The 21,847-nt window shown below is 58.5% G+C and carries 12 protein-coding genes; 3 read left to right on the forward strand and 9 right to left on the reverse strand.

What is annotated here, in order from left to right:
• Window positions 1–26: 26 nt before the first annotated feature.
• The 5 genes from E2N92_RS00750 to E2N92_RS00770 all read right to left on the reverse strand — a co-directional run bounded on the left by E2N92_RS00750 (window position 27) and on the right by E2N92_RS00770 (window position 6,725).
• Window positions 27–200, reverse strand: a complete 174-nt coding sequence (locus E2N92_RS00750) for an ADP-ribosylglycohydrolase family protein (RefSeq protein ID WP_281425802.1) — start codon at window positions 198–200, stop codon at window positions 27–29.
• Window positions 201–230: 30 nt separating this feature from the next.
• Window positions 231–1,598, reverse strand: coding sequence for an ATP-binding protein (locus E2N92_RS00755; protein WP_220681800.1), 1,368 nt, complete (start codon window positions 1,596–1,598; stop codon window positions 231–233).
• 49 nt (window positions 1,599–1,647) lie between these two features.
• Window positions 1,648–4,698, reverse strand: a complete 3,051-nt coding sequence (locus E2N92_RS00760; RefSeq protein WP_220681801.1) for an ATP-dependent helicase — start codon at window positions 4,696–4,698, stop codon at window positions 1,648–1,650.
• Window positions 4,699–4,766: 68 nt separating this feature from the next.
• Window positions 4,767–6,002 carry a cation diffusion facilitator family transporter gene (locus E2N92_RS00765; protein ID WP_220681802.1) on the reverse strand — a complete coding sequence of 412 codons (1,236 nt, stop codon included), beginning with the start codon at window positions 6,000–6,002 and terminating at the stop codon, window positions 4,767–4,769.
• Between the two features lie 69 nt (window positions 6,003–6,071).
• Window positions 6,072–6,725: a hypothetical protein gene (locus E2N92_RS00770; protein ID WP_220681803.1), complete on the reverse strand. Its 654-nt coding sequence runs from the start codon at window positions 6,723–6,725 to the stop codon at window positions 6,072–6,074.
• A gap of 115 nt (window positions 6,726–6,840) precedes the next feature.
• Between E2N92_RS00770 and E2N92_RS00775 the strand changes: the two genes are divergently transcribed.
• Complete coding sequence (locus tag E2N92_RS00775; RefSeq protein WP_220681804.1) at window positions 6,841–7,992, forward strand: hypothetical protein; 1,152 nt, start codon at window positions 6,841–6,843, stop codon at window positions 7,990–7,992.
• A 13-nt stretch (window positions 7,993–8,005) separates the two neighbouring features.
• Here E2N92_RS00775 and E2N92_RS00780 read toward each other — a convergent pair whose 3' ends face one another.
• A complete protein-coding gene (locus tag E2N92_RS00780; RefSeq protein ID WP_220681805.1) occupies window positions 8,006–8,683 on the reverse strand; it encodes a class I SAM-dependent methyltransferase in 678 nt (225 codons plus the stop codon).
• A gap of 96 nt (window positions 8,684–8,779) precedes the next feature.
• The gene (locus E2N92_RS00785) at window positions 8,780–9,421 is read right to left on the reverse strand and encodes a hypothetical protein (protein WP_220681806.1); all 642 of its coding nucleotides are present in this window, start codon (window positions 9,419–9,421) and stop codon (window positions 8,780–8,782) included.
• Between the two features lie 297 nt (window positions 9,422–9,718).
• Here E2N92_RS00785 and E2N92_RS00790 point away from each other — a divergent pair, with 297 nt between their 5' ends.
• The gene (locus E2N92_RS00790) at window positions 9,719–10,570 is read left to right on the forward strand and encodes a toll/interleukin-1 receptor domain-containing protein (protein WP_220681807.1); all 852 of its coding nucleotides are present in this window, start codon (window positions 9,719–9,721) and stop codon (window positions 10,568–10,570) included.
• 288 nt (window positions 10,571–10,858) lie between these two features.
• Entirely contained in the window at window positions 10,859–12,613 is a 1,755-nt protein-coding gene (locus tag E2N92_RS00795; protein WP_220681808.1) for an NAD-binding protein, read from the forward strand.
• Here the strand turns inward: E2N92_RS00795 and E2N92_RS00800 are convergent.
• On the reverse strand, window positions 12,610–18,207 hold the full coding sequence (locus E2N92_RS00800; RefSeq protein ID WP_220681809.1) for a P-loop domain-containing protein: 5,598 nt from the start codon (window positions 18,205–18,207) through the stop codon (window positions 12,610–12,612). The genes E2N92_RS00795 and E2N92_RS00800 overlap by 4 nt on opposite strands.
• A 495-nt stretch (window positions 18,208–18,702) precedes the next feature.
• Window positions 18,703–21,753 carry a tetratricopeptide repeat protein gene (locus tag E2N92_RS00805; RefSeq protein ID WP_220681810.1) on the reverse strand — a complete coding sequence of 1,017 codons (3,051 nt, stop codon included), beginning with the start codon at window positions 21,751–21,753 and terminating at the stop codon, window positions 18,703–18,705.
• Window positions 21,754–21,847: the final 94 nt, after the last annotated feature.

Here is a 21,847-nt window from a genome sequence, read left to right on the forward strand (position 1 = left end):
TCTGTCTGAGCACCGGCACCCCCCCTTCACCCAGAACATCCGTCCACCAACCCATCCGCCAGCCCCAGAATCCTCTCCCGCAGCGCGAGCCTCCCCACCCACGCCGCCGGGATCCCCTCTTCGCCATAGTACGCCCCCGCGAGCTGCCCATACACCGCGCCGGTGGTGTCGGCGTCGTCGCCGAGGTTCACCGCGAGCAGGCACCCCGCGGTATCGGGAGCGGCGGTCCATCACGCACCCCCCATGAGAACCTCGATATCGGCGAGGTCGTACACCAGGTAGCCCTCGGCCCGCAGTTCTTCCTTCCCCTCCACGTTCCCTGCAACGAGGAGATAGCGCTCCTCCGGGTAGTGCTCGTGCCGCACCTTCGCCGCTTTCCTCTCCAGGCGCGAGAACACCCCTCGCGCCTCACGGAGGCTAAGACCGCCCCACTTGCACTCGCCAAAGACGATGCGGCGGACGGAATCGTCGACCGCCACGAGATCGATCTCCTCGCCCTTCCACCACCACCGCCCGGTCCTGCTGCCCGGAAGGATCGCGGGCACGACCTCCCGGCGCACAAATCTCTCGAACGGTTTCCCGAAGTAGCGGTCCATCGCAAGAGAGGAGGGGAGGAGGGTGTCGGTCTCGATCGCCTCGCGGTTTGGGAAGACAAAGGAGTACCAGAAATCAAAGACCGTGTCTTTGATCTGGTAGACGCCGCGCCTGGTATCCACCAGAATGGGCAGTTCGCGCTCCACGATCCCGAGGCGGATCATGCCCTCGAGATAGGGATAGATCTGGCGGGTGTCCATGCCGCAGAACTGCGCGATGGCGCCCGGTGCGGTGTTGCCCTCGGCGATGGCGTTGATGATCGACTGGTAGGTCTTGAGTTCCCGGAACTCCTGGGAGAGGATGAAGTAGGGCTCGCGGTAGAAGTAGCCAAAGCGGGAGAAGAACTCCCGCTCGACAAATGTGGAGAATGCATCGTAGTCCCCGGCCTTGAGCAGGTATTCGGGGACGCCGCCGATGGCGAGGTAGGTCCGCAGGGCGTCCGGGAAGGATTGGTCAAGGAATCTTCTGGCATGGACGAAGGGCAGGGCTTCGAGGAGCATGTCCCTGGTCCGCCTGCCGTAGAGAGGGGAGGTGGCCGAGAGGGCGAGGTCGCTCATGAGCCCGAGCATCGAGCCGCAGAGGAGGATGCACCAGTTCGAGCCGGCGAGTTCGGTGTCCCAGGCCTTCTGGAGTGCCGAGAGGATCGAGGGATCGTTTTTGATGAGGTACGTGAACTCGTCGATGACGAGGTAGGCCCGTGTGGCGAGAGGTTTTCGGGCGAGGTAGGTGAAGATCTGGTCCCAGGTCTCGATGTGGAGGGAGGCGAGGAGGTCGTCGTCGAAGAAGGCCGCACACGCTGCCTGGAACTGTTTGATCTGGAGCGGCGCTGCGACGTCCTCGGAGAAGGAGAGGATGCCCTCTTTTCCCTGCACGAACTCGGCGAGGAGCCTGGTCTTCCCGATCCGGCGCCGACCGTACAGGATGACCATCCGTCCGCCCGGCTTCTGCCACTCCTCCTCAAGGAGGCGGCGCTCCTCCTCCCGGTCGACGAAGGGTCTAATCATGATTAGTACTAATCTGGATTAGTAATAATGGTTGCGCAGGACCCGGTGATTACCACTCCCGCTCCCCCTCCGTCCCCTCGCAGAGCATCCGATAATCACACCGACTGCACCCGTACCCCGTCACCGCCGGGAACGCCCCCGCCCGGATCTGCTCGATGTCGGCCGACACCCGCGCCCTGAACGCCCCGACCGTCTCCTCGGTCGGGAGATAACTCCACTCCTTCTTCTCCCGCACAAAGAAGAAAGTCGCCCGCTCGGGAAGGTCGCCAAAGATCTCCCTGACGGCGAGGGAGTAGAGGTTGAGCTGGATGTTTTCAGGGAGACGCTTCTTGGTGATCGAGGTCGTGCCGCCCGACTTGTAGTCGACCACCACATACCGCCCTTCGGGCGTCCGCTCCAGGCGGTCGATGGAGCCGACGAATCGGACGCCGTCGATGAAGAACTCGAACCACCGCTCGACGTCCACCACCTCGTTGGGGTTCGCCGCCTCCCAGGCGACATAGGTCGCGACCATCTCCCTGGCCCTCGCGAGGTCCTCTTCCTCCTTCGTCCTCGAGGGGTACCCGGCCGAGGACCAGACGGCGTCGAGGACGGCGAGGGCGGCGTCGAGCGTGACCGTTTCCCCGGCCATCTTCCGGCGTCCCATCTGCTCGCAGACGGCGTGAAGCGAGGTCCCGAGGGAGAAGAAGGTCTTCGGCCTCGTCGGCACCCGCAGCACCGTCCCGAACTTGAACCTGAGAGGGCAGTCCTCGTAGGTGGTGAGGGCCGAGGCCGAGAGCCGGAGGTCGTCGGCCAGCCAGGGCTCGGGCCGCGTCCTCGCCGTCACCCCGGGGTCGAAGGACGTCGCAGGGACCGAGAAGAAGGAGGCCGGATCGAATGATCCCGGGTCCGCTCCCGCGGCGAGCAGTCGGCACTTCTCCAGATCGGCGAGGCGTTGTACCGCCGTCGAGAGCCGCATCTCGGCGACGGCCCGGATCGCCTCCTGCTGCAGCCGCTGCCGTGCCTGCTCCTGGTCGCCGACGACCACCCCGTCGGCCACCGTCTGCGGGGCCGGGACGGTGACGAGCCTGACGAGCGGGTTTTTCTGGTAGTCGAGTTCGGTCAGGAAGAGGGACGGCTTTGCCGCGGTCTTCCTCTGGCCGTACATCACCGCCCGCGTCAGGTACAGCCGCTCCTCGGCCCTGGTCATGGCCACATAGCAGAGCCGCCGTTCCTCCTGCAGGGAGAGTTCGCGCTCGTCCTCCTCGGGGACCATGCTCCGTGCGAGGTCGCGGGGTACGGTGAACGCCTTTGCCCGGTGCCGCACCGGGAACCTGCCTTCAGAGAGGTCGAGGAGGAAGACGACCGGGAACTCGGTCCCCTTGCTCTGGTGGATCGTCATGATCCTGACGGCGTCCTCCACCGGCGCCTCGTCCATCTCCACCGAGAGCTCGCCCACCTGGTCGAGGTAGACAAGGAAGTCGGCGATGGTCGGCTCCCGCGTCAGGTCGGCGTACTCGGTGGCGAGACGGTAGAGCCAGTCCAGCACCCGCCGCTCCCTGGCGGCGCCGCCCCTGATCGCGGCATAGTACAGCCCCCCGCTCTCCATCATCAGGGTGTAGACGAGGTCGGGGACCGGGAGCGTCGCCTTCATCTCGATGAAGCGTGCCAGGCGGTCGGCGACCTCGCGCACCGCCGGGTCGTCGTCGGAGTGCCTGAGCAGCACCTCGTAGACGCCGTCGGTGTCGGTCTCGGGATCGGCACTCGCCCGCGCCTCGCGGTTGATCTGCTGGACCGTCAGTTCCGAGACCCCGGCCCGGCGCAGCAGACGGTTGATCGGGATGCCGGCGTTCAGGGGGTCGTCGACCACCCGCAGGGCGGCGATGAGGTCCCTGGCTGCCGGGAACCTGAAGGCCTCCATCTCGCCCACGAACTCGGCAGGAATGCCGTCGTTCACGAGCTGGCGGTAGACCTTCTGCCCCTGGGCGCGTTGGCGGCAGAGGACGGCGATGTCGCTGCAGCGGTACCGCCGCGGCGCCCCTTCCTGCCGCGGGCTGAACGTCGTTTCAAGGAGACGCCGGATCTCGTCGGCCACGTAGACCGCCTCGGCCGCCTCGGTCTCGCACTCGGCGACGACGACCGGTTCGCCCGCCGGGTTCCCGGTCCGGAGGTGCTTTGCAGGGCGGTCGGGGGTGTGGTCGATGAGTTCTCCGGCGAGGGCGAGGATGGTGCCTGAGTTGCGGTAGTTCTGGTTCAGCACGGTGAGCGAGCGGTCCGGGTAGGTCTCGGTGAAGTCCTTCACATTGCCGAAGTATGCGCCCCTGAACCGGTAGATCGTCTGGTCGTCGTCGCCGACGACGCAGAGATGGCCGTTGCAGAGGGACTTGACCAGGGCGAGCTGGGCATAGTTGGTGTCCTGGAACTCGTCGACCAGGATGTAGGGGTACTGCGCCCTGAGACGGTCCCGCACGATGGGGTGCCTCTCCAGGAGGGCGACAGCCTCGTGGATCATGTCGTCGAAGTCGATGAGCCGCTCGTCCCGTTTGTAGGCTTCGTAGGCGCGGTAGACCGAGAGAAGGTCGCCGAGCCGGCAGGCCTCCAGGTCGTCGTCTGGCCGCGTCCCGAGATAGGCTTCCAGGTCGACCGGGGCGATCAGTTCGTTTCTGAGGCTGCTGATCCCGTCCATCACCGACTCGATGACACCCGCGGCGTTGTTCCCGACCTCGATCGCCTCGAAGCCGAAGGCGTCGATGGTGCGCTGTCCCCAGACGATCTGGTTCGTCCTGCTGATCAGGCCGTTTCTGAGGTTAAGCCCGCTCTCGAGGGGGTGGTCTTTGAGGAGGGCAAAGCAGAAGGAGTGAAAGGTCTGGACCGTGCAGCCCGCGGTGAGGTCGCCGGCCCGGTCGATCCGCGCCTGCATCTCGCGGGCCGCCTTCTCGGAGAAGGTGAGGGCGAGAACCTCGTCGGGACGGGCATGGGCGTCTCTGATCAGGTGAAGGATCTTCTCGGTGATGACGCGGGTCTTGCCGGATCCCGGGCCCGCGAGGACGAGTTGTTTGCCGAGGCCCGTGACCGCCTCCTGCTGGCGGGGGTTCAGGCCGGAGAGTGTATGGGTGTGCATGGGTTCAGGAATGGATGCTCCGCACGGCAGGAAATAGGTTGGGATTTTCATCTGCGGCCGAGCGCCGTTCACTCGTCTCGTTCTTCCTCCATCTCCGCCTCGATCACTCCCGTGAGCTCCCGCAGCGTCTCCACCCCGGTCGTCCTCATCGCGACCCTTGCCGACTCGAAGACATATTCCGGCGACTTCCCGGCGAAGGACTGTTGTGCATAGACGACGTCGGGCTTCTGCTCGAGGAGCATCTCGGCCGCCCGCAGCCCTTTCTGTTTTTCCATCCCGCTTGCCAGGTTGGCAAGGACCTCTTTGCGCTGCAGCCTCCCCTCCTTCACGCCGAAGTCGAGGAGAGCGAAATAGGGCGCCTCCCCGAAGTGGGGGCTGAGCGTGCCGTCGAGGTCGTTGAGCGGCACGGCATAGCGCACCTGTGAGCGCTCGCCGGGTTCGGGGTGGATGACCACCCGCTCCACATTGGGGACCAGGCCGCGGATACGGGCCTGGATGCGTTCGCTCACCAGTGTCGCCTCCGCCAGGTCGGTCTGCTTCATCGCGACGCTCGCCTCGACAAAGATATACCGACCGGAGTTGCGGCCGGTCAGGTCCCGCACGCCGGTCACCATCGGTTCGGCGAGGATCGCCGCCCTGATGGTGTCCCGCGTCTCGTGGTCGATCGAGGCGTCGAGGAGCGTGCGCATGCTGTCTTTGAGGATGCCCCATCCTGAGTAGGCGATGAGGGCGGCGATGACGACTGCCGCAAGGTGGTCGAGGGGCAGCCCGAAGGAGCGGCCCAGCAGAGCAAAAAAGACCACCGAGGTGGAGAGCACGTCCACCCGGTGCTGTTTCCCGTCGGCGACGAGGCTCGGGGAGTGGTAGGCGGTGCCCATCCGCACCTCGTAGGTGCCGAGGAAGTAGGGCACCGAGATCAGGGCGGCGACGGCGATGAGCACCCATCCGTCGAAGGGCAGGGCCGTCGCCTCGCCGCCGATGGCCGCGGCCGTGATCTCCCATGCCGTGAAAAAGACCAGCAGGGCGATGACCACGGCGACGAGGTTTTCGACCTTGTACAGCCCGTAGGGAAACTCCCGGCTCGTGCGCGAGGAGATCCAGATGCCGGCAAGGAGGGCGAGCGAGGCGAGGACGTCCAGGGACGAGTGGACGGCGTCGGTGCCGAGCGCCAGGCTTCCCGAGATTCCGGCAAGACCGAGTTTCACCAGCACGAGCCCGACGTTCACGGCGAGCGAAATGAACGCGACCCGCCGGACCGCGGCGTCGGCCTGTCGCCGGTCGCTCTCCGGATGCGCTTCTTCCATGCCGGTCACCTCGAATGCTCTTTTTCTTCGCGCCGACCGATAACCGTTGCGGAGCGGGATCGAATCCGTTCACTTCGCCGGACAGACCAGTTCGCAGACGCGGCAGTGGTCGGTCGACCGCCGCTCCCCGCGTGCGGTTTTTTTGTTCACATCGATCCTTTCCAGGCACTCGGCCCGGTGATACCGCCCGTCGACGAAGGCGTGCATGGGACACGCCGTCTGGCAGGGGGCCGGACACTCCTCGCAGAAGGCGGGCCGACGCCCGGCATCGGGTAAGGGCACCTCCAGGTCGACCCAGAGCGCCCTGAACCGGATGCTCGCCCCAAACCCCGGGACGATCACCAGGTTGTTCCGCCCGATGTAGCCCAGGCCCGCCATCACCGCGGCGTCCTTCAGGTAGATCCCGCCGTCCTGGATCTGGTAGGGGAGGACGCGGGCATCGACCCCGTGCACTGCTCCCAGCCACCGGCGAAGTTCTTCGGCGATCTGCTGCAGCATCCGGTCGCCTGGGGTGCTCGCTCCCTCCTCCCACCAGTCCATCTCAGGGCGGTCGGGGTCATGATAGAGCCCCAGCACCAGGACCGACCCGGTCCTGGCGCAAAATCCCGGCGGACCGGCACCCCGTGCGGAAGGACAGTCATTCAATTGTTGTGCCGGGACAAAACCCGCCACCGTGGCGCCGAGGTCCCGGGCCTTTCTGACGGCTGCGGCTGCGACATCCATATGGAGGCGATGGGCCGGGTACGAGAAAAGGATGGCGGCCTCAAGGCATACCGAGAAAAAGATTGCGAAGATAGAAACATATAATATTCCGATACCATCACCCTCTAATCACAAAATGGAATTTTTGGATTGGCTGGACGACAATTTTCCCCGCGATTTCTTCGACGAGACCATTGCACAGCAGGCCCTCCGTCACCTCCGGATCCCTGAGAAAACGGAACTCTTCGCCGAGGACTATGTGCTCCAGCGCACCGCCGAAGGGCGGTGGTACGAGTTTCTGGTCTATGAGATCCTGCTCGCCCTCTCCCTCAGGACCGACACCCTCAAGGCGGTCGTCAGGAAGGGCGCCGACGCTCAAGGGCCCCATATCAGACCGCACTCCGATCAGAACGGATTTTATTATTCGGAGAAAGGGAACCTGACCGTCCGGGGGAACGGCCAGACGATCGCCGAGATGGACCTCTTTTTTGTGGACCATCATGGAGACCTGGGCTTCTTCGAGGTGATCACCTCGGCGATGGGCCTCAAGGAGTTTCACGACGAGATCTCCTATAAAAAAATGTTGCTGGGCTCGATGCTCGGGCAGAGGCGCGTGCCCTTCGTCCTGGTCTCGTCGGCGGACGTCTCCCGGTACAGCAGCATCCAGCAGATCGCAGCCGAACCCGACAACCTCGTCCTGATCACCGATCCCATAGAGGAGATCAGGGACCTCATCTACGAGGGGTCGATACGAAAACGACCGGGAAAACCAGCGCCTCATCCGAAGTTCCTCGACCTTGCCGGGATCAGGCCCGGCCATGCCTTCGACTACCGGGCGATCCATGACCACAACCGCGAGCAGGTCGTCAGGGCCATGCTCTCCGGGGGAGACGGCGGGATGGACGCGCTCTCCGCGGTCGTCAACCCGCTCTCCAAAAAGATCATGCTCGGCACCCTGGACGATGCCGGGGTCGAGGCGATGCTCCATGACCGGGCGGTCAGGGTCAAGGACGCGGTCTATGATGCCGACGACGTGAACCGGGAGTTCCGCCGAGTGGTGATCGCCTTCGACATCCCGGCCTACACCCCGGTCATCTATCTGAAGGTGAAGGGGAAGGAGGAATACCTCAAGATCGTGCAGAACAACTCGGGGGACCTCGTCTACCAGAGCAAACGGACGCCCACCCGCTCGATGGAAGGGTTCTATGAGTGGCTGAACGAGGAGAAGCCCCTGGTGTCGGCAACGGTGGCGGAGAGTTATGCCTCGCTCTTTCTCGATATGAACTGAACGGGGTTCCCGGTCACGCCCTCCTCCCTGAAAATACCGCAAAGGGTCGGTTCTTGTACACGACATCCACGTCGACGAACCCGATCTCGGTCAGCCACCGCAGCTGGACCGAGAGTTTCTCCATCCGGTCCAGGCGGTCCCGCCTTCCCAGGAGCTCCTGCTTTGTCTCCGGGGGGAGGGGGCCGTCGTTCACGAAGGTGTCCCAGTAGACGAAGTTGCGCTCCTGCTGCCAGGCGCTCTCGCCTTTCACCTGCTCCGCGTTCACAAAGACGCCGCCCGGGTGGAGGGCCTCGAAGATCCGCTGATACAGGGTGTATTTCTCTTCGTGTTCAAGGTGGTGGATGGAGAGGGCCGATGCGATCAGGTCGTACCGCCGGGGTAGAGGTTCCTCCCGGTAGTCCCCGACCAGATAGTGCACCCTGCTCCTCCCGGCAAAACGCCGCTCCGCCACTGCCAGCATCTTCGTCGCGTTGTCGAGGAGGGTGACGGACGCCTGCGGGTACCTCTGCAGGAGCAGGGCGGAGAGGAGACCGGTGCCGGCACCGACGTCCAGGATGGCCGGAGCCTCCCCGGGCCACGCCGCCGCCCAGACGGCGGCGCCGTAGAACGCCTCGATCTCGGGGATGATCCATCGTCGCTGGGCGTCGTATTCCAACGCCCCGGCATCGAACGCCGCCTTCACCTCGTCCATGGGTGGCGGTCAGGGGCCGCGAGGATATAAATCAGGAGCACGCGTCGGCCCCGGCGATCGGTCTTCCCGAAAAGAGATTGAGAAGAGGGGGTCGGATCACTCTTCAGCAGGATCATCGGCGGCCGCGTACGATCCCCTGCCCGCCTCCTCCAGCAGCCCCGAGCAGATCCCGCAGAGATGGATCGAGATCTGGCCCGGCCCCCCGGTGCCCGGGTGCACCGCTCTGCTCCTGAGTTTCAGGGTGTCGGCGATGAGGTGCTTTTCCTCTTCAAGAGACCGGATCTCGTCGTAGGCCTCCTTGATCTCGGGATGGTCCTGACCGATGTCGTACGCCGGGTCGGTGGCGATCTGGTGGATCGACTCGTTCAATCTCTCCACCACGTTTAAAACGGTCTCTGAGTCCGAGCAACTTTTCTGGACGATCTCGTTCACGTTCGGGATCTTGGTGCCGAACTGCGGGATGTCGGTCTTGATCGTCTCGATCTTGAAGTCGAGGTACTGGTTTCCCTCGAGCTGATCGATGATGGACTGATAATATTCGGTGACCTCGGCCTTTTTCGATCGGATCCTGGCCTGGAGGACCTGGATCTTCTGATCGACCTCCTCGGTCATTGTAGCGGTCAGTGCGGCGATCTCTTCTTCGGACCGCCTGCAGATATAGCACTCATTTTTCGATGAAGCAACTGAATTCGATTCTATTTTTTGATTTCGGTTCTTCAGCATGTCGATTAAAGCCATAATACTCTAGATGAATTGTTTAGTTATAGATTTTACTATTTTAATTTCCGATAATTTGCCAACCTGTTTATTGAATGAATGATTTATCCGGGCAAAATGGCCCATTACATAGATCTGCGGTGGTCGCAATTGTTCAAATATCAAGATAAGTACACAGTTCCCAGTCGAGCATGTTTAGAGGATTGCGGGGAACAAAAATTGCACGACCATTCATTTTGGGCCTGTAAGAACATGTTTCGTTACATTCATTGCCGATATATCGCAACACTCCTACACAATATACAGGCTGGTGAATATATGGGATATTACTCTCAAGAAAAAAAATCAATCGAAGTCCCTGCTCCTGCCGGTTATGTCTTTGAAATTCTTCTGGAAGTCCTCAAAACAATGGACGGCATCACAATCGAAAAAAGTCTCGGAGAAGAAGGATTGATCCAGGCCAGCCGGGGGATCAACTTCTGTACCTGGGGAGAACAAATCCTGATAACCGCCACCCCCACCACACCGGATTGTTGCCAGGTAACAATCACATCTACTGCTAAGGCTCCTCCCATCGACGTCGGGTATGCCTTTGATCTATTCGGTAAAAACAAGGCAAATATAGAGGAGATCCTCTCATCCACCCGGCGGATACTGGAGGCGAGGCCATACTTTGTTCCTGATGCGACGATGATCGAAACGGCGTCGGCACAGAGTGAGCGGATTACCGCACTGAAAGAGGCTGGGCATCAACGAGGTATTGTTGAAGGAGGCGCGGACTATCCGCCAGTCTATATCTGTTATGTGCCTGAGGACAACGATACTGCAGAGGGGCTATGCGCAACTCTTGAATCACGGGGCATCCCCTGCTGGATCTCTCCCCGGGACGTGGCCGCCATGCAGGGCGTGCGGAATCCCGAATCGGCAGGGCTGGATACGTGCGACCGGATGGTCCTCGTCTTCTCCTCTCATGCAAACCGATCGGAAGAGGTTACCGAACAACTCTCCAGGGCCGTCGCTCGCGGTATCGAGGTCATATTTTTCCGGACAGAGGAGGTGGAGATGGCGCGGGAGATCAGGTGTCTCATCGGAGAACCTACCTGGATCAATGCGGTGACATCCGACAGTGACGAGGGGTACAGCCGCCTGATCTCAAGAATAGGTCCATGATATATCCGGGATCATAAATCATCTCTTTTATAATCATTCGAATAGAAACACCGATGATGCGCATCACTCCGTAAGGCAGGGCTCTGCTGGGTATTCCCTGTCTGAACCGAGAGAGTGGAAGAGACGTGTGTTTCCTCCGCAGGGGTACCACATGGGCCCGCAGAGAAGACCGGGTCTCTCGGGATCCTGAATGATGACTGAGGCTGAAGAAGATGAAGGTGGAGAGTTTCGTACCGGTCGCACATGGCTGGAGGGCCGTGCGGTTCAGGGCGGGAAAGAGGAGCGGTCATGGGGCGTAGCACTGGATCCGACCTGGACGATTTCATTCCGACAGGGTGGTGCATCATCATCGCCCTTGCGGCATTTATCGTGATGCTCGGGTACTGGGGATTTTCCATTGCCTACGCCGCGGCCGGGGAGGCGCACACGGCCAATGACCTGTTGTATTATACGTTGCAACTCTTCGTGCTCCAGTCAGGCGGGCAGGTGCTGATCAATAACTGGCAACTGGACGTGGCACGGTTTCTGGCCCCGTTGTTGACGTTCTCCACCCTGCTTATCGTCCTGTGGATGCTGATGGACCGTCTCCGCACCATCAAACTCCTCTTCTACCCGGGTCATGTGGTGATCTGCGGTTGCGGATACCTCGGGCCGTCCATCGCGCGGCATTACCTTGACCGAGGAGTGTTCGTCGCGATCATCGAGAGGGATCCCTTAAACCGAGAGATCGAGGCGTGCCGGGCATTGGGGGCGGAGGTGTTTATCGGGGACGCCACGAGGGAGGATCTGCTGAAAAAGGCACGGGTCCACAGGGCGCGGGACATCTTCGTCGTGACCGGCAATGACGAGGTGAATACGGAGATCGCGATGAAGTGCCGGGATATCGCCGGAAACTCCCGGGTGCGGTGCCACCTCCATCTGGAAGATCCCCTTCTGTACCGGGCCTTTCTCCTCTCCACCGCCCGCGTCGACCGACATGGCGCCCCCTTTGCGATGGAGTTCTTCAATCTCTACCAGATCGCGGGGTACTGCATCCAGAAGGAGCACCCATCTTTCACCGCCGAAGAACAGAGTGGAAGCACTGCCCATCTCCTGGTGCTCGGCCTCGGGCGGATGGGCGAGACTCTCATCGTGCAGACGGTGAAAAAATGGAAGAAGACATCTGAGAATTCCTCGAGGATAACCGTCACCTGCATCGACAGGGACGCGGAGAGGAAGCGGGATCTTATGCTCTGGCGGCACCCCTCGCTTGCGCAATACTGCGATCTCAAGGTCGTGGAGATGGACCTCGCCTCCCTCGAATTCCAGAGGGGTGATTTCCTCTGCTATGGAGAGGAAAAGCCTTTTTCCCGCGTCTATATCTGTATCGACGATTCTTCGATCGGTGTATCCACCGCCCTGACGCTCAACCAGAGGCCTGCATTTGCAGACGTCCCGATCGTGGTCAGGTCCACGCACGAGGACGGGATCACGCGGTTGTTCGAGACCTTCAGGACGTCCCCGATCTTTTCGAATGTATTCTCGTTCCCCCTCGTTGCAAGCGAGTGCTGCATGGAGATGATCGTCGGCGGTTCCCGCGAGATCCTGGGACGGGCGATTCACGAACATTACCGCGAGCTGCGAATCAAAGACGGTTCTGCCCGGGATGCCGACGAGGCGATGAAGCCGTGGAGGGAACTCAGGTCCGATCTCCGCGAGTCGAACCGGAAACAGGCCGACCAGATCCGCAAGAAACTTGCCGCGATCGCCTGCAGCATTGCTCCGCTCACCGACTGGGACGAGCGGCCCTTTACCTTCAGTAAAGAAGAGATCGAGATGCTGGCGGAGATGGAGCATGAGCGGTGGATGGATGAGCGGGTTGCGGAGGGCTGGACGTACGGCAGGGAGAAAGATGTGGAGAGGAAGATCTCGCCATATCTTGTGCCGTACGTCGACCTTTCCGAGGAGATCAAGGAGTACGACCGGGTGGCGGTGCGGATCATCCCTGCTCTCCTCGCACGCGTGGATATGAAGATCGTCAGGCTGGAGAGAGGGGGGGATTAATCCTCCTCCTTTTCGTGCATCCATGCCTGTGCGATAGGCCGCCAGTCCGACTCGATGGCAAAGGGGTTCAAACGGAGTTCTTCGTTGCAGTGCGGGCATCGGATTGCTGTTCCGAGGGCGTCAGGGGGGATCTCAGACCATGTGCAGCAACACAGGCACCCGAACGCACAGTTCTTCTCGTCCGGGGAATGGAAGGGAGTGACGATCGGGGAACCTAAAGGCAGATTCTCCAGGTGGAGCAGATGGACCCGTCCCGTAGCATCGCCGGCGACGACGACTCCGAGATGGTTTGAAAAGCCGAGATCGTTAATCTCTCCTTCCGCGACGAATGATGTGACGAACGCTCTTTTCTCAAGATCCCAGATTTTCAGGGTACGATCTTCGGATCCTGATATGGCATATCTGCCGTCCCACGTCAGTACCACCGCGGTGACGGGATCTCTCGTTGAGGTCGGTTGTTCCTCCTGATCGCCGGGACGAGATTCGGCAAGAGTGAAGATCTCCTTGCCGGTTGCAAGATCCCGGATCTTCAGGGTATGGTTGTTTGATCCTGATACGATCCGGCGACCGTCTGGTGTGAGGGCTATCGAATCGAATCTTTCTATCTGACTATTCAATGAGTAGACCTCCTCAAAGTCTGAGAGGTTCCAGAATTTCAGAGTATCTCTGGACCCAGAAACAACGTGCTGACCATCGGGGGTCACAAGGATTGTGGCAACTTGACCTGATAATAGTCTGCCACGGTGGGAACCAAGAATTGCCTTTTCTTCTCTCGTTTTAAGATCCCATACTTTCAGGAAACCGTCATCAAACCCAGAGATGAGATGACGCGAATCTGGAGTCATTGCAATTGCAGATATTGATCTTGGGATCCAAAGTGAATTGGATACAGACTCAAACGGATTTTCTGAGAATAGTGCAGATCCATTATTCCGACCGGTGAGAGTGCGTAGCAGTTCCCCTGTTTCAAGGTTCCATACCCTGAGACTCTCATCGCGGGATCCAGAGACCCCACGGAGACCATCCGTGCTGACTGCTATCGTAATGACAGGGCCTTTATGTTCCACTGTCCAATAAAGAACTTCCCCTGATTTTAGATCATGAACATTGAATTGACCATACCAACTTCCAACTACGACCCGCTGACCGTCAGGGGTCACTGCAACTGTGCAAATCTCATCTCCATCCTCCAATGTCTGTATTTCCAGACCGCTCTCCAGATCCCAGACCCTTATAATAGTCTCACCTGAACCAGATATGGCTCTTCGATCATCTGAGGTAACCGCAACCGTGCATATCCCCTTAGCATGCCCCTTCAGAGTATGCAGTTCCCGACCGCTCATAAGGTTCCAGACTTTCAGGGTCGTGTCGTCGGATCCTGAAATGATCCGGCGACCGTCAGATGTCACGGCAACCGTGTTTATCCCGAGAGTGTGTCCTTTCAGGGTATGCAGTTCCCGACCACTCTCAAGATCCCAGACTTTCAGGGAGGTGTCGTTCGAACCAGAAATTACCTGCCGTTCGTCGGAGGTCAGGGCAATGGCAGTGATCCCCCGGGTATGGCCGGCAAGAAGATGCAACTCGCGTCCGTCCTCAAGATCCCAGATCCGCAGGGTTCCGTCAACAGAACCGGATACGGCACGTAGACCGTCCCGGGTCATCACTACCGACGTGATCCGGTCCGTATGCCCAGTCAGGGTGTGCATTTCGTGTTCATTTATCAGATCCCAGACCTTCAGGGTGGAATCCAGCGACCCCGAGATACACCGGCGACCGTCAGGTGTCACGGCAACGGCACTTACCCAGTCGGTGTGTCCGGCAAGAGTCTGCATTTCACGACCATTTACAAGATCCCAGACCTTCAGAGTACCGTCAACAGACCCTGTTACGGCGGTCGTTGTATCGGGCGTCACTGCGACGGAATAGATGGACCGGTTATATCCCGCAAGGGTACAGGGTGGTTCGTGGCCCTTCTCACGATCCCAGATTTTCAACGTTTCGTCGCGCGATCCGGAAACGACCAGGTTCCCATCAGGAGACACGGCAACCACATTGACCTTGTCAACATGATCCACCAGTGTATCGAGTTGCCGACCGTTTTTTGCAAGATCGTACATCTTCATGGTTTCGTCGCGCGACCGAGCAACGGCGAGGCATCCGTCCGGAGACATGACAACCACAATGACAGGATCAGCATCCTCCACAAGTGTACCACGTTCCCGAACGGTCTCAAGATCCCATGCTTTCAGGAAACCATCAGAGGAAACCGAAAACGCTTGGCGACCATCAGGAGTCACGGAGATTTTATCCACGCCCATTATATAATGGTCAAGAGAGGTTTGCAGTTCTGAATTGATTTGCAGATCCCATATCTTCAGGGTGGTATCCAAGGAGCCCGAAACCGCCCGATGACCATCAGATGTCACAACGATGTCCAAAACATCTTCAGTGTGGTGACCCAGAGTATGCCATTCTCGACCTGTTTCAAGATCACAGATTGTCACGGTACCGATAGGAGAGCCAGTAATTAAATATCGGCTGTCAGGGGTACACACCATTGACTTGATCCCTAGGAAAATAGAGAGCGTGTGCAGTTCCTGACCGCTTGTGAGATCCCATATTTTCAGGATGCTCTGATAAGATCCTGTACTAGATCCTGCTATTACTCGCCGGCCATCCGGGGTTATGGCCATTTTTGTGACCCCTCCAGTATGGCCAGAGAGCATGCGTAATTCACACCCTCTCTCTAGATCCCAGATCCTGACAGTCTCATCCCGGGATCCTGATACCGCTCGCCGGCCATCAGAAGTCACTGCTATGGTGGTAACGCTCTTACTATGACCGGACAGCGTATGCAGTTCTTGACCGCTTGCAAGATCCCAGACCTTCAGGGTTCCATCTGCAGATCCTGAAACCAGACACGAACCGTCAGGAACCAGGGCTATTGCCTCTATACGTGCTGTGTGTCCGATGAGCGTCTGGACTTCCTGGCCGGTCTCAAGGTCGATGATTTTTAGATAATCTTCCTCTTCCTTAATATGCAGGATTGCATGGCGACCATCGTGAGTTACGAGAATTCGTGAGAAGAAATCGATATGCCCTGTGAACGTATGGATTATCTTGATGTCCCTGTGATCCCATATCCCGATTTTTGCTGTCTCAGGTTCATATGTCTGTAATAAAAATACCACATTCTGGTAGTCGGGTGTCGGTGCGGCATCGATCACGAGTATATGTGGTCCAAAATCAGAGACCCGATATATCTCATCACCCGTTTCAAGATCCCAGATATATATTCCTTCAAAAGATTTCGAGAGAATAGATTTGCCATCAGGCATCACCGCCACTGGAACATATCCTACATGAGTGAGGGTGCGGATCAGAGCTCCGGCTTCGTCCGGAGGGGTGAGCGAGGGAACGATCGGCCGCAACCAGGGTCTCTGGTTTGATGCTTTCACACGATCTAAAAAGTCCTGAATTTCCGGTTCTTCGCGATGGCATAATCGCCCGAAAAGCTGGCTACCCAGTTGCGATGCATCGTTTTGAAGAATATGCGATGACAGTCTGAGCGAACCCTGGATGAGACGGAGGCTCTCTGCCATGCTCCCAGAAAGGTTTTCTGACGCATTATTCTCCGATTGAAGGACAAAGTCGTAGTCATCGATCAGCGGATTCGGCCCGCTCTCCCGCACTTTCGACTCGATAAATTCAAAGTCGGTGAGGAGTTCTGTCAGGTCTTCCCACCGGTTCAGCGAGGCCAGATGAGAGGGGAGGTGGCGGATGGCATAGCGGCCCATCCGTGTCGGCCCGTCCCGATATTCTCTCCAGCATCTGTCGGCAAGGTTCTGTTGGCCGGCCTGCACGTCGATTGCATGCCGCCCTGCAAGGGGATACCCTGTGTTTTCGTCTATCCCCACAAGCCAGTCCAGAAGGGATTTGTGGAAAGGCGTTACCGTCGCGATCAAACCCTCGGATGATGCGGCGGTATGGATCGGAAAAAGAGATCCGAGATGTGAAAGCCGGTGACGCAGTTCGATCTCACCGATGCCGACCGAAGCGGCAAGAAAGGCGATTGAAAGGGGTTCGCGTGACGCACAAATATTTTCAAGAATCGGCTTGATCTTGTGATTGAAGTGGAGGAGATCCGGGAACTGGCGTTCAAAGAACTTCTGGTAGTACCCCGCCATGCCATGGGGGAGATCGTCTGGTCTATCGGGATCGATCCTGCCAAGAGCGATCTCTTCGAGGACCACTACGCCATAGAGGAACACCCCTTCACTTCTCTTCAGGATCTCCTCAACAGATCCGTCAGCAGGTTTCAAACCCATCTGCCTCAGAGATTCGACGAGGTATTGCCGTAGATCTTGCAGGTTCTCAGCCCTCCTGGCATCGAAGACGTATGGATTGAGATTTGTCAGCGTTGTAACGATCTCGGCCTCCGGACGACTGGTGATCATGAGACGAAGCCATGAGGGCGTCTTCCCCCACTGATCGCGGATAAAGGTTGCAATCTCATTCTGGCCCTCCCGTGTTGCCTCATCGATCGCGTCGATGATCACCAGGCAGGGGCGGTCGGGCACAGGGAAGTCAGAGGTCAGAGGTTGGACGACAAGATTGTCAAAGAGCGTCTGGGTATTTTTGAACACCTCTCTTTCGAGATCAAGTGTATTCAGCCGCTGATTATATTCCGGCAGGTGCTGAGCGATCTGGTAGGCGATAGAAAGCAGGGCCCGGCGCGGATCGCTTTTGTCTTCGTTTCCATGTATGCAGAGGTGATAGGCGACGACATCGCCGTGACTGTGGCATAAATGAGTTGCTATGGCCGTTTTTCCGATCCCCGGCCCGCCTGTCAACCAGAATACGCGTGAGTCCGGCTTTTCGTACAGCCAGAGATCGATCTCCTCTTTCAACCAGGTTCTCCCGGTGAACCGCGCAATATGGTGCTTGATTTCTGCATCAAAATTGAGTGGCATGAGCAGGTTATGCAAACGTGCCTGCCCGCCTTCAAAATCCAGGTCGTCATGTTCGATTGCATGGATCAGTCGATCGAAGCGGGTCACGTATCGCTCTTCATGCTCTTCGATCGGTACGGCATCGCGGAGGTCGAGGTACTGAATTCTGCAGATCGAGGTAGGCGGGCCTTCGGGCAGTTCGACCAGCAGCACCGGGATAATGAGTTTGTTCCGCTGAATCGCGAGGGCGATCTCGTTTAAGCAATAACCGTCATAGGATCCTGGATCTACGGGGTTGCGTCTCCGCACAGAGTAAGGGGTCATGAGGAGCACCACCTTGTCGCATCTCTTCAGGCCCTCTTCGATGTAGGCCTCCCAGTCGCGTCCTTCTTTGATCCGTTCCAGGTCGAACCAGACTTCATGCCCCCTCTTTTCCAGGTCCGCCTTTATCCGCAGTGCCTGGGGGGCGAAGGTATCATGTCCATAACTCAGAAAGATCCTGAATTTTTTTGGCTTTTCATGGATCGAATCCTCGTCCCGAACCCATACGTGGTCGCACTCGTCGCAGATCCAGTCCTTGCGTTTTCTCCGATAATGGACGTCGTGAGCACCACATTTGGGACACATGATATTATCAGACATCTTAAGCCCTCAGAAACCACCTGATTCAGGACGAGTTTATTCTTATGGCGATTTTTCGCAGAATGAGGTAGTATATCTTGCGGTTTGTGTTCGGATTGAATTGTTATCGGGAGAGGACTTCGGGCAACCCTCACAGGGGTCGAGATCGTTTATTCTCGATTTCTGGCACCGGATATCCGGGTTTTCCAGGATCTTGGAACCAGGCCCTGAAGCAACGGATCCTGACCCTATCAGGAGATGATCATTTTCTGCCAGGGTTCTTAGCAGAGAAACATTTCGTTCAACTTCTCCTTTGCAGAATCGGGCACATCCAACTGGCCATCACTATCAAGGTCGCTCCGGAACTCCCCGGCAGCATCCCCGGAGTCACACCCACACTCTACAAAATTTTTCGTTGAGGTATTGATGTATATTTGAATGATTGGTGTTGTACTCGTCCTCCCAGTCATATGGGTCTATTTCACTCGTCATGGTGGCTGCTCTCAATGTGGTGTTTCATTGGTTCAATTGTTCAAGGATCTCCTTGATTTGTCTCGCAAGCGCTACGTACCCATCCTGCACGGCAATCTGGTGTGCTTCTTTGACTAATGCTCGTGCCTGGTTGAAGTCTCCTCTCTGGGCCTCAATAGATCCCTGTTTTGCGAGGGAGATAGCGAGGCCATCCTTCAGCCCGAGTTCTCGGCAGATCCGTTGCTGTTCCTTGTAGAGTTCTATGGAACTGTCCAACTCACCCCGAGTTAGAAGGATATTCCCCTGGTTCCCGAGAGATCGTTGCAGATCAGCCTTCAGCCCGAGTTCCCGGCAGATCCGTTCCTCCTCCTTGTGGAGTTCCATGGCGCCGTTCAGGTTATCCTGAGCCCAGAGAATGACTCCCTGGTTCCCAAGGGATCGTTGTAGACTGGTCTTCAGCCCGAGTTCCCGGCAGATCCGTTCCTGTTCTCGGTAGAGATTCATAGCACCGTCCGGGTTACCCTGAGCCCAGATAATGATCCCCTGGTTTCCGAGAGATCGTTGTAGACTGGTCTTCAGCCCGAGTTCCCGGCAGATCCGTTCCTGTTCTCGGTAGAGATTCATAGCACCGTCCAGGTTATCCTGAGCCCACATAATGATCCCCTGGTTTCCGAGGGATGCCTGCAGACTGGTCTTCAGCCCGAGTTCCCGGCAGATCCGTTCCTGTTCTCGGTAGAGATTCATGGCGCCGTCAAGGTCACCCCGAGTCTTGAGGATGTTCCCCTGGTTTCCGAGGCCTGCCTGCAGGTCGGCCTTCAGCCCGAGTTCCTGACAGATGCGTTTCTGTTCCTTGTAGAGTTCCATGGCGTCGTCGAGGTCACCCCGATCAGAGAGTATGTTCCCCTGGTTTCCAAGGGATTTCTGCAGGCCGTCTATCAGCCCGAGTTCCCGGCAGATCCGCTCCTGTTCCTTGTAGAGTTCCATGGCGCCGTCAAGGTCGCCCAGTTCTTTGAGGATGATCCCCTCGTTCCCGAGAGATGTCTGCAGGTCAGCCTTCAGCCCGAGTTCCCGGCAGATCCGCTCCTGTTCCCGATAGAACTCCATGGCACCGTCTAACTCACCCCGAGTTAGAAGGATATTCCCCTGTTTTCCGAGGGAGACCTGCAGGCCCTTGAGATCATTATTTTTTTGGTAGCACTCGCCAATATGACCCCATAATTCAGCTGATTCGTTGAAATGACCGGCAGAATAGAACATTATCGCGACGTTACTCAAAACTGAAAGATCGTATCGAGACGGCGACTCGACCATCGGTTTATACACCGTCGTGATTCGCAGCGGAGTTGTTCGCTCAACCAGCGCCCAGAGGGCCAGCATTTTTTCGCTATCTATCTCCCAGAACTGTGTGATATAGCGGGAGTCGCGGAGAACCTCCTCCAGGTCGGCGAAGCGCCCAAGGTCCATGAGGTAAAAAGGTGCGGTGAACAGAACATAATCCAACAACTCCTCTCTTCCCGAACGCAGTTCCTGCAGGCACGCCTCCGCCAGCATCCGGTTTCCTTCCTCCATAAATACCGAGAACGGGTTTCCCACCGGGTCGTCCGTCAGCCACTGGACGAGACTCTGGTGGAAGAAGCGGAGCCCTGCATCGGAATGGGTCAGGAATTGTGAGAGGATGCGCAACCCCCTGGCTGCGGTCATCGGATCGAGGCCGGAAGCGGCGATCAGGAAGGCCTCCGGTATCGGGCCTCGTGTGGCGGCAAGGCACGCCGCCAGCGGGGCGACTTCGTTCTCGTAGGTATCCAGATCGGAGAACCGTTTTCTGAACATCCGATCGTACAGCCCGCCGAGGGTGGGCGGGAGCGTACCCAGGTCTTCGGGTGCGAGGCGGTAGAGGGGATCGGCATCGGTCAGCGCGTCCAGGACCGTTCTGGCATAGAGGAAGTTCCCGGCGGCCAGATCCTCGATCTGTTTTCTGATGCCAGGGAGGGCATTCAATGGCCCGGAATCCACCCGTTTTCCGATATATTTTGCAAGATCCCCGAGGTTGTCGTCCGAAGAGGCAGCGAGGTTCAGCACCCTCATCCCGCTCCCCCGGAACCGGGCAAGGAGTTCGCGGTCGGGCCGTGCCGTGGCGATCACCCTGAACCAGGGCGGGAACCGTTCCACCGATTCGATGAGAAAGTCGACCATCGCAGACCCGGCGCCGGCCTCGTCGAGGCCGTCGACGACCATAATCCACGGCCCTTCGACACCGAGCCGATCTTCGCAGGCCAGGAGTCGGTCGGTCACAAGAGTTCTGAATAGCGCCTCGGGAGGTGTCGAAGCATGGGGCGGAGAGATCTGGTCCAGTATCTCGCGGTAGGGAGGGAACTGGTGGGCAAACTGGAAGACGATCTCTGAGATCAGGGACGCGGGCTGGCAGGACTCTGGGTTCGACCGGGAACAGAAGTGGATCCCTTTCACGTCCATCCGGGCGGTCGTCTGGGCGGCAAGGGCGCTCTTTCCGATCCCGGTTTCGCCAGTGAGGAGGAGGAGACGCGATTCCGGAGCGGACGCCCAGTCATTCAACTGATCGAAGAGCCACTCCCTCCCGGTAAATTCACCACCATAGCGTTTCAGCTCTTCCTGAAAGGTGAGGGTGCGAATCTTCTCCCACCACTTTTCGGTGCTGCCGACGGTCGATGTGGTCTGCCAGGGGAAGGCGTTACGGGCAATCTGATCGAGTGCGGAGGGGAGGAGCTCGAACACCTTCCCGGGATCCGCGCTCACATCCAGATAATTTAAGGAAATGATCTGGATCGGCGGGGTGACGTCGGCAATCCGGACCGGGAGGATGTCGATATTGTGTGCCTGAGCATAGAGGATTTCATTCCGGCAGAAACCCTCCGGACGGACACTCCAGGGGGAGAGGAGCGCGAGGACCATGGTGCTCTCTCTGATACCCACCTCGATCCTGACGTCAAATGGTTTGCTGGGAGGGATCCCGTTTTCGACGTCAAGCCAGGGCTCGTGGCCCTGGTCACGAAGCCAGGAAGCAATTTTCTGTGCCAACTCAAGCGCGTCGTTCCGTCCGTAACTGATGAAGATCCGCATGACAGCCCCTTCTGGATATGGGAAACATCCTCTCGGGACATATTAACGATATCTATATGGATCCGACTATTTTCGATGTTGCATTTAACCCAAG

The organism is Methanofollis formosanus, from assembly GCF_019633745.1.
GTDB classification, from domain to species: Archaea; Halobacteriota; Methanomicrobia; order Methanomicrobiales; family Methanofollaceae; genus Methanofollis; species Methanofollis formosanus.

Excerpts from the sequence above, each read along its gene's own strand:
- E2N92_RS00755 (WP_220681800.1), bottom strand. The coding sequence starts at position 1,598 with ATGATTAGACCCTTCGTCGACCGGGAGGAGGAGCGCCGCCTCCTTGAG.
- E2N92_RS00760 (WP_220681801.1), bottom strand. The coding sequence starts at position 4,698 with ATGCACACCCATACACTCTCCGGCCTGAACCCCCGCCAGCAGGAGGCG.
- E2N92_RS00765 (WP_220681802.1), bottom strand. The coding sequence starts at position 6,002 with ATGGAAGAAGCGCATCCGGAGAGCGACCGGCGACAGGCCGACGCCGCG.
- E2N92_RS00770 (WP_220681803.1), bottom strand. The coding sequence starts at position 6,725 with ATGGATGTCGCAGCCGCAGCCGTCAGAAAGGCCCGGGACCTCGGCGCC.
- E2N92_RS00775 (WP_220681804.1), top strand. The coding sequence starts at position 6,841 with ATGGAATTTTTGGATTGGCTGGACGACAATTTTCCCCGCGATTTCTTC.
- E2N92_RS00780 (WP_220681805.1), bottom strand. The coding sequence starts at position 8,683 with ATGGACGAGGTGAAGGCGGCGTTCGATGCCGGGGCGTTGGAATACGAC.
- E2N92_RS00785 (WP_220681806.1), bottom strand. The coding sequence starts at position 9,421 with ATGGCTTTAATCGACATGCTGAAGAACCGAAATCAAAAAATAGAATCG.
- E2N92_RS00790 (WP_220681807.1), top strand. The coding sequence starts at position 9,719 with ATGGGATATTACTCTCAAGAAAAAAAATCAATCGAAGTCCCTGCTCCT.
- E2N92_RS00795 (WP_220681808.1), top strand. The coding sequence starts at position 10,859 with ATGGGGCGTAGCACTGGATCCGACCTGGACGATTTCATTCCGACAGGG.
- E2N92_RS00800 (WP_220681809.1), bottom strand. The coding sequence starts at position 18,207 with ATGTCTGATAATATCATGTGTCCCAAATGTGGTGCTCACGACGTCCAT.
- E2N92_RS00805 (WP_220681810.1), bottom strand. The coding sequence starts at position 21,753 with ATGCGGATCTTCATCAGTTACGGACGGAACGACGCGCTTGAGTTGGCA.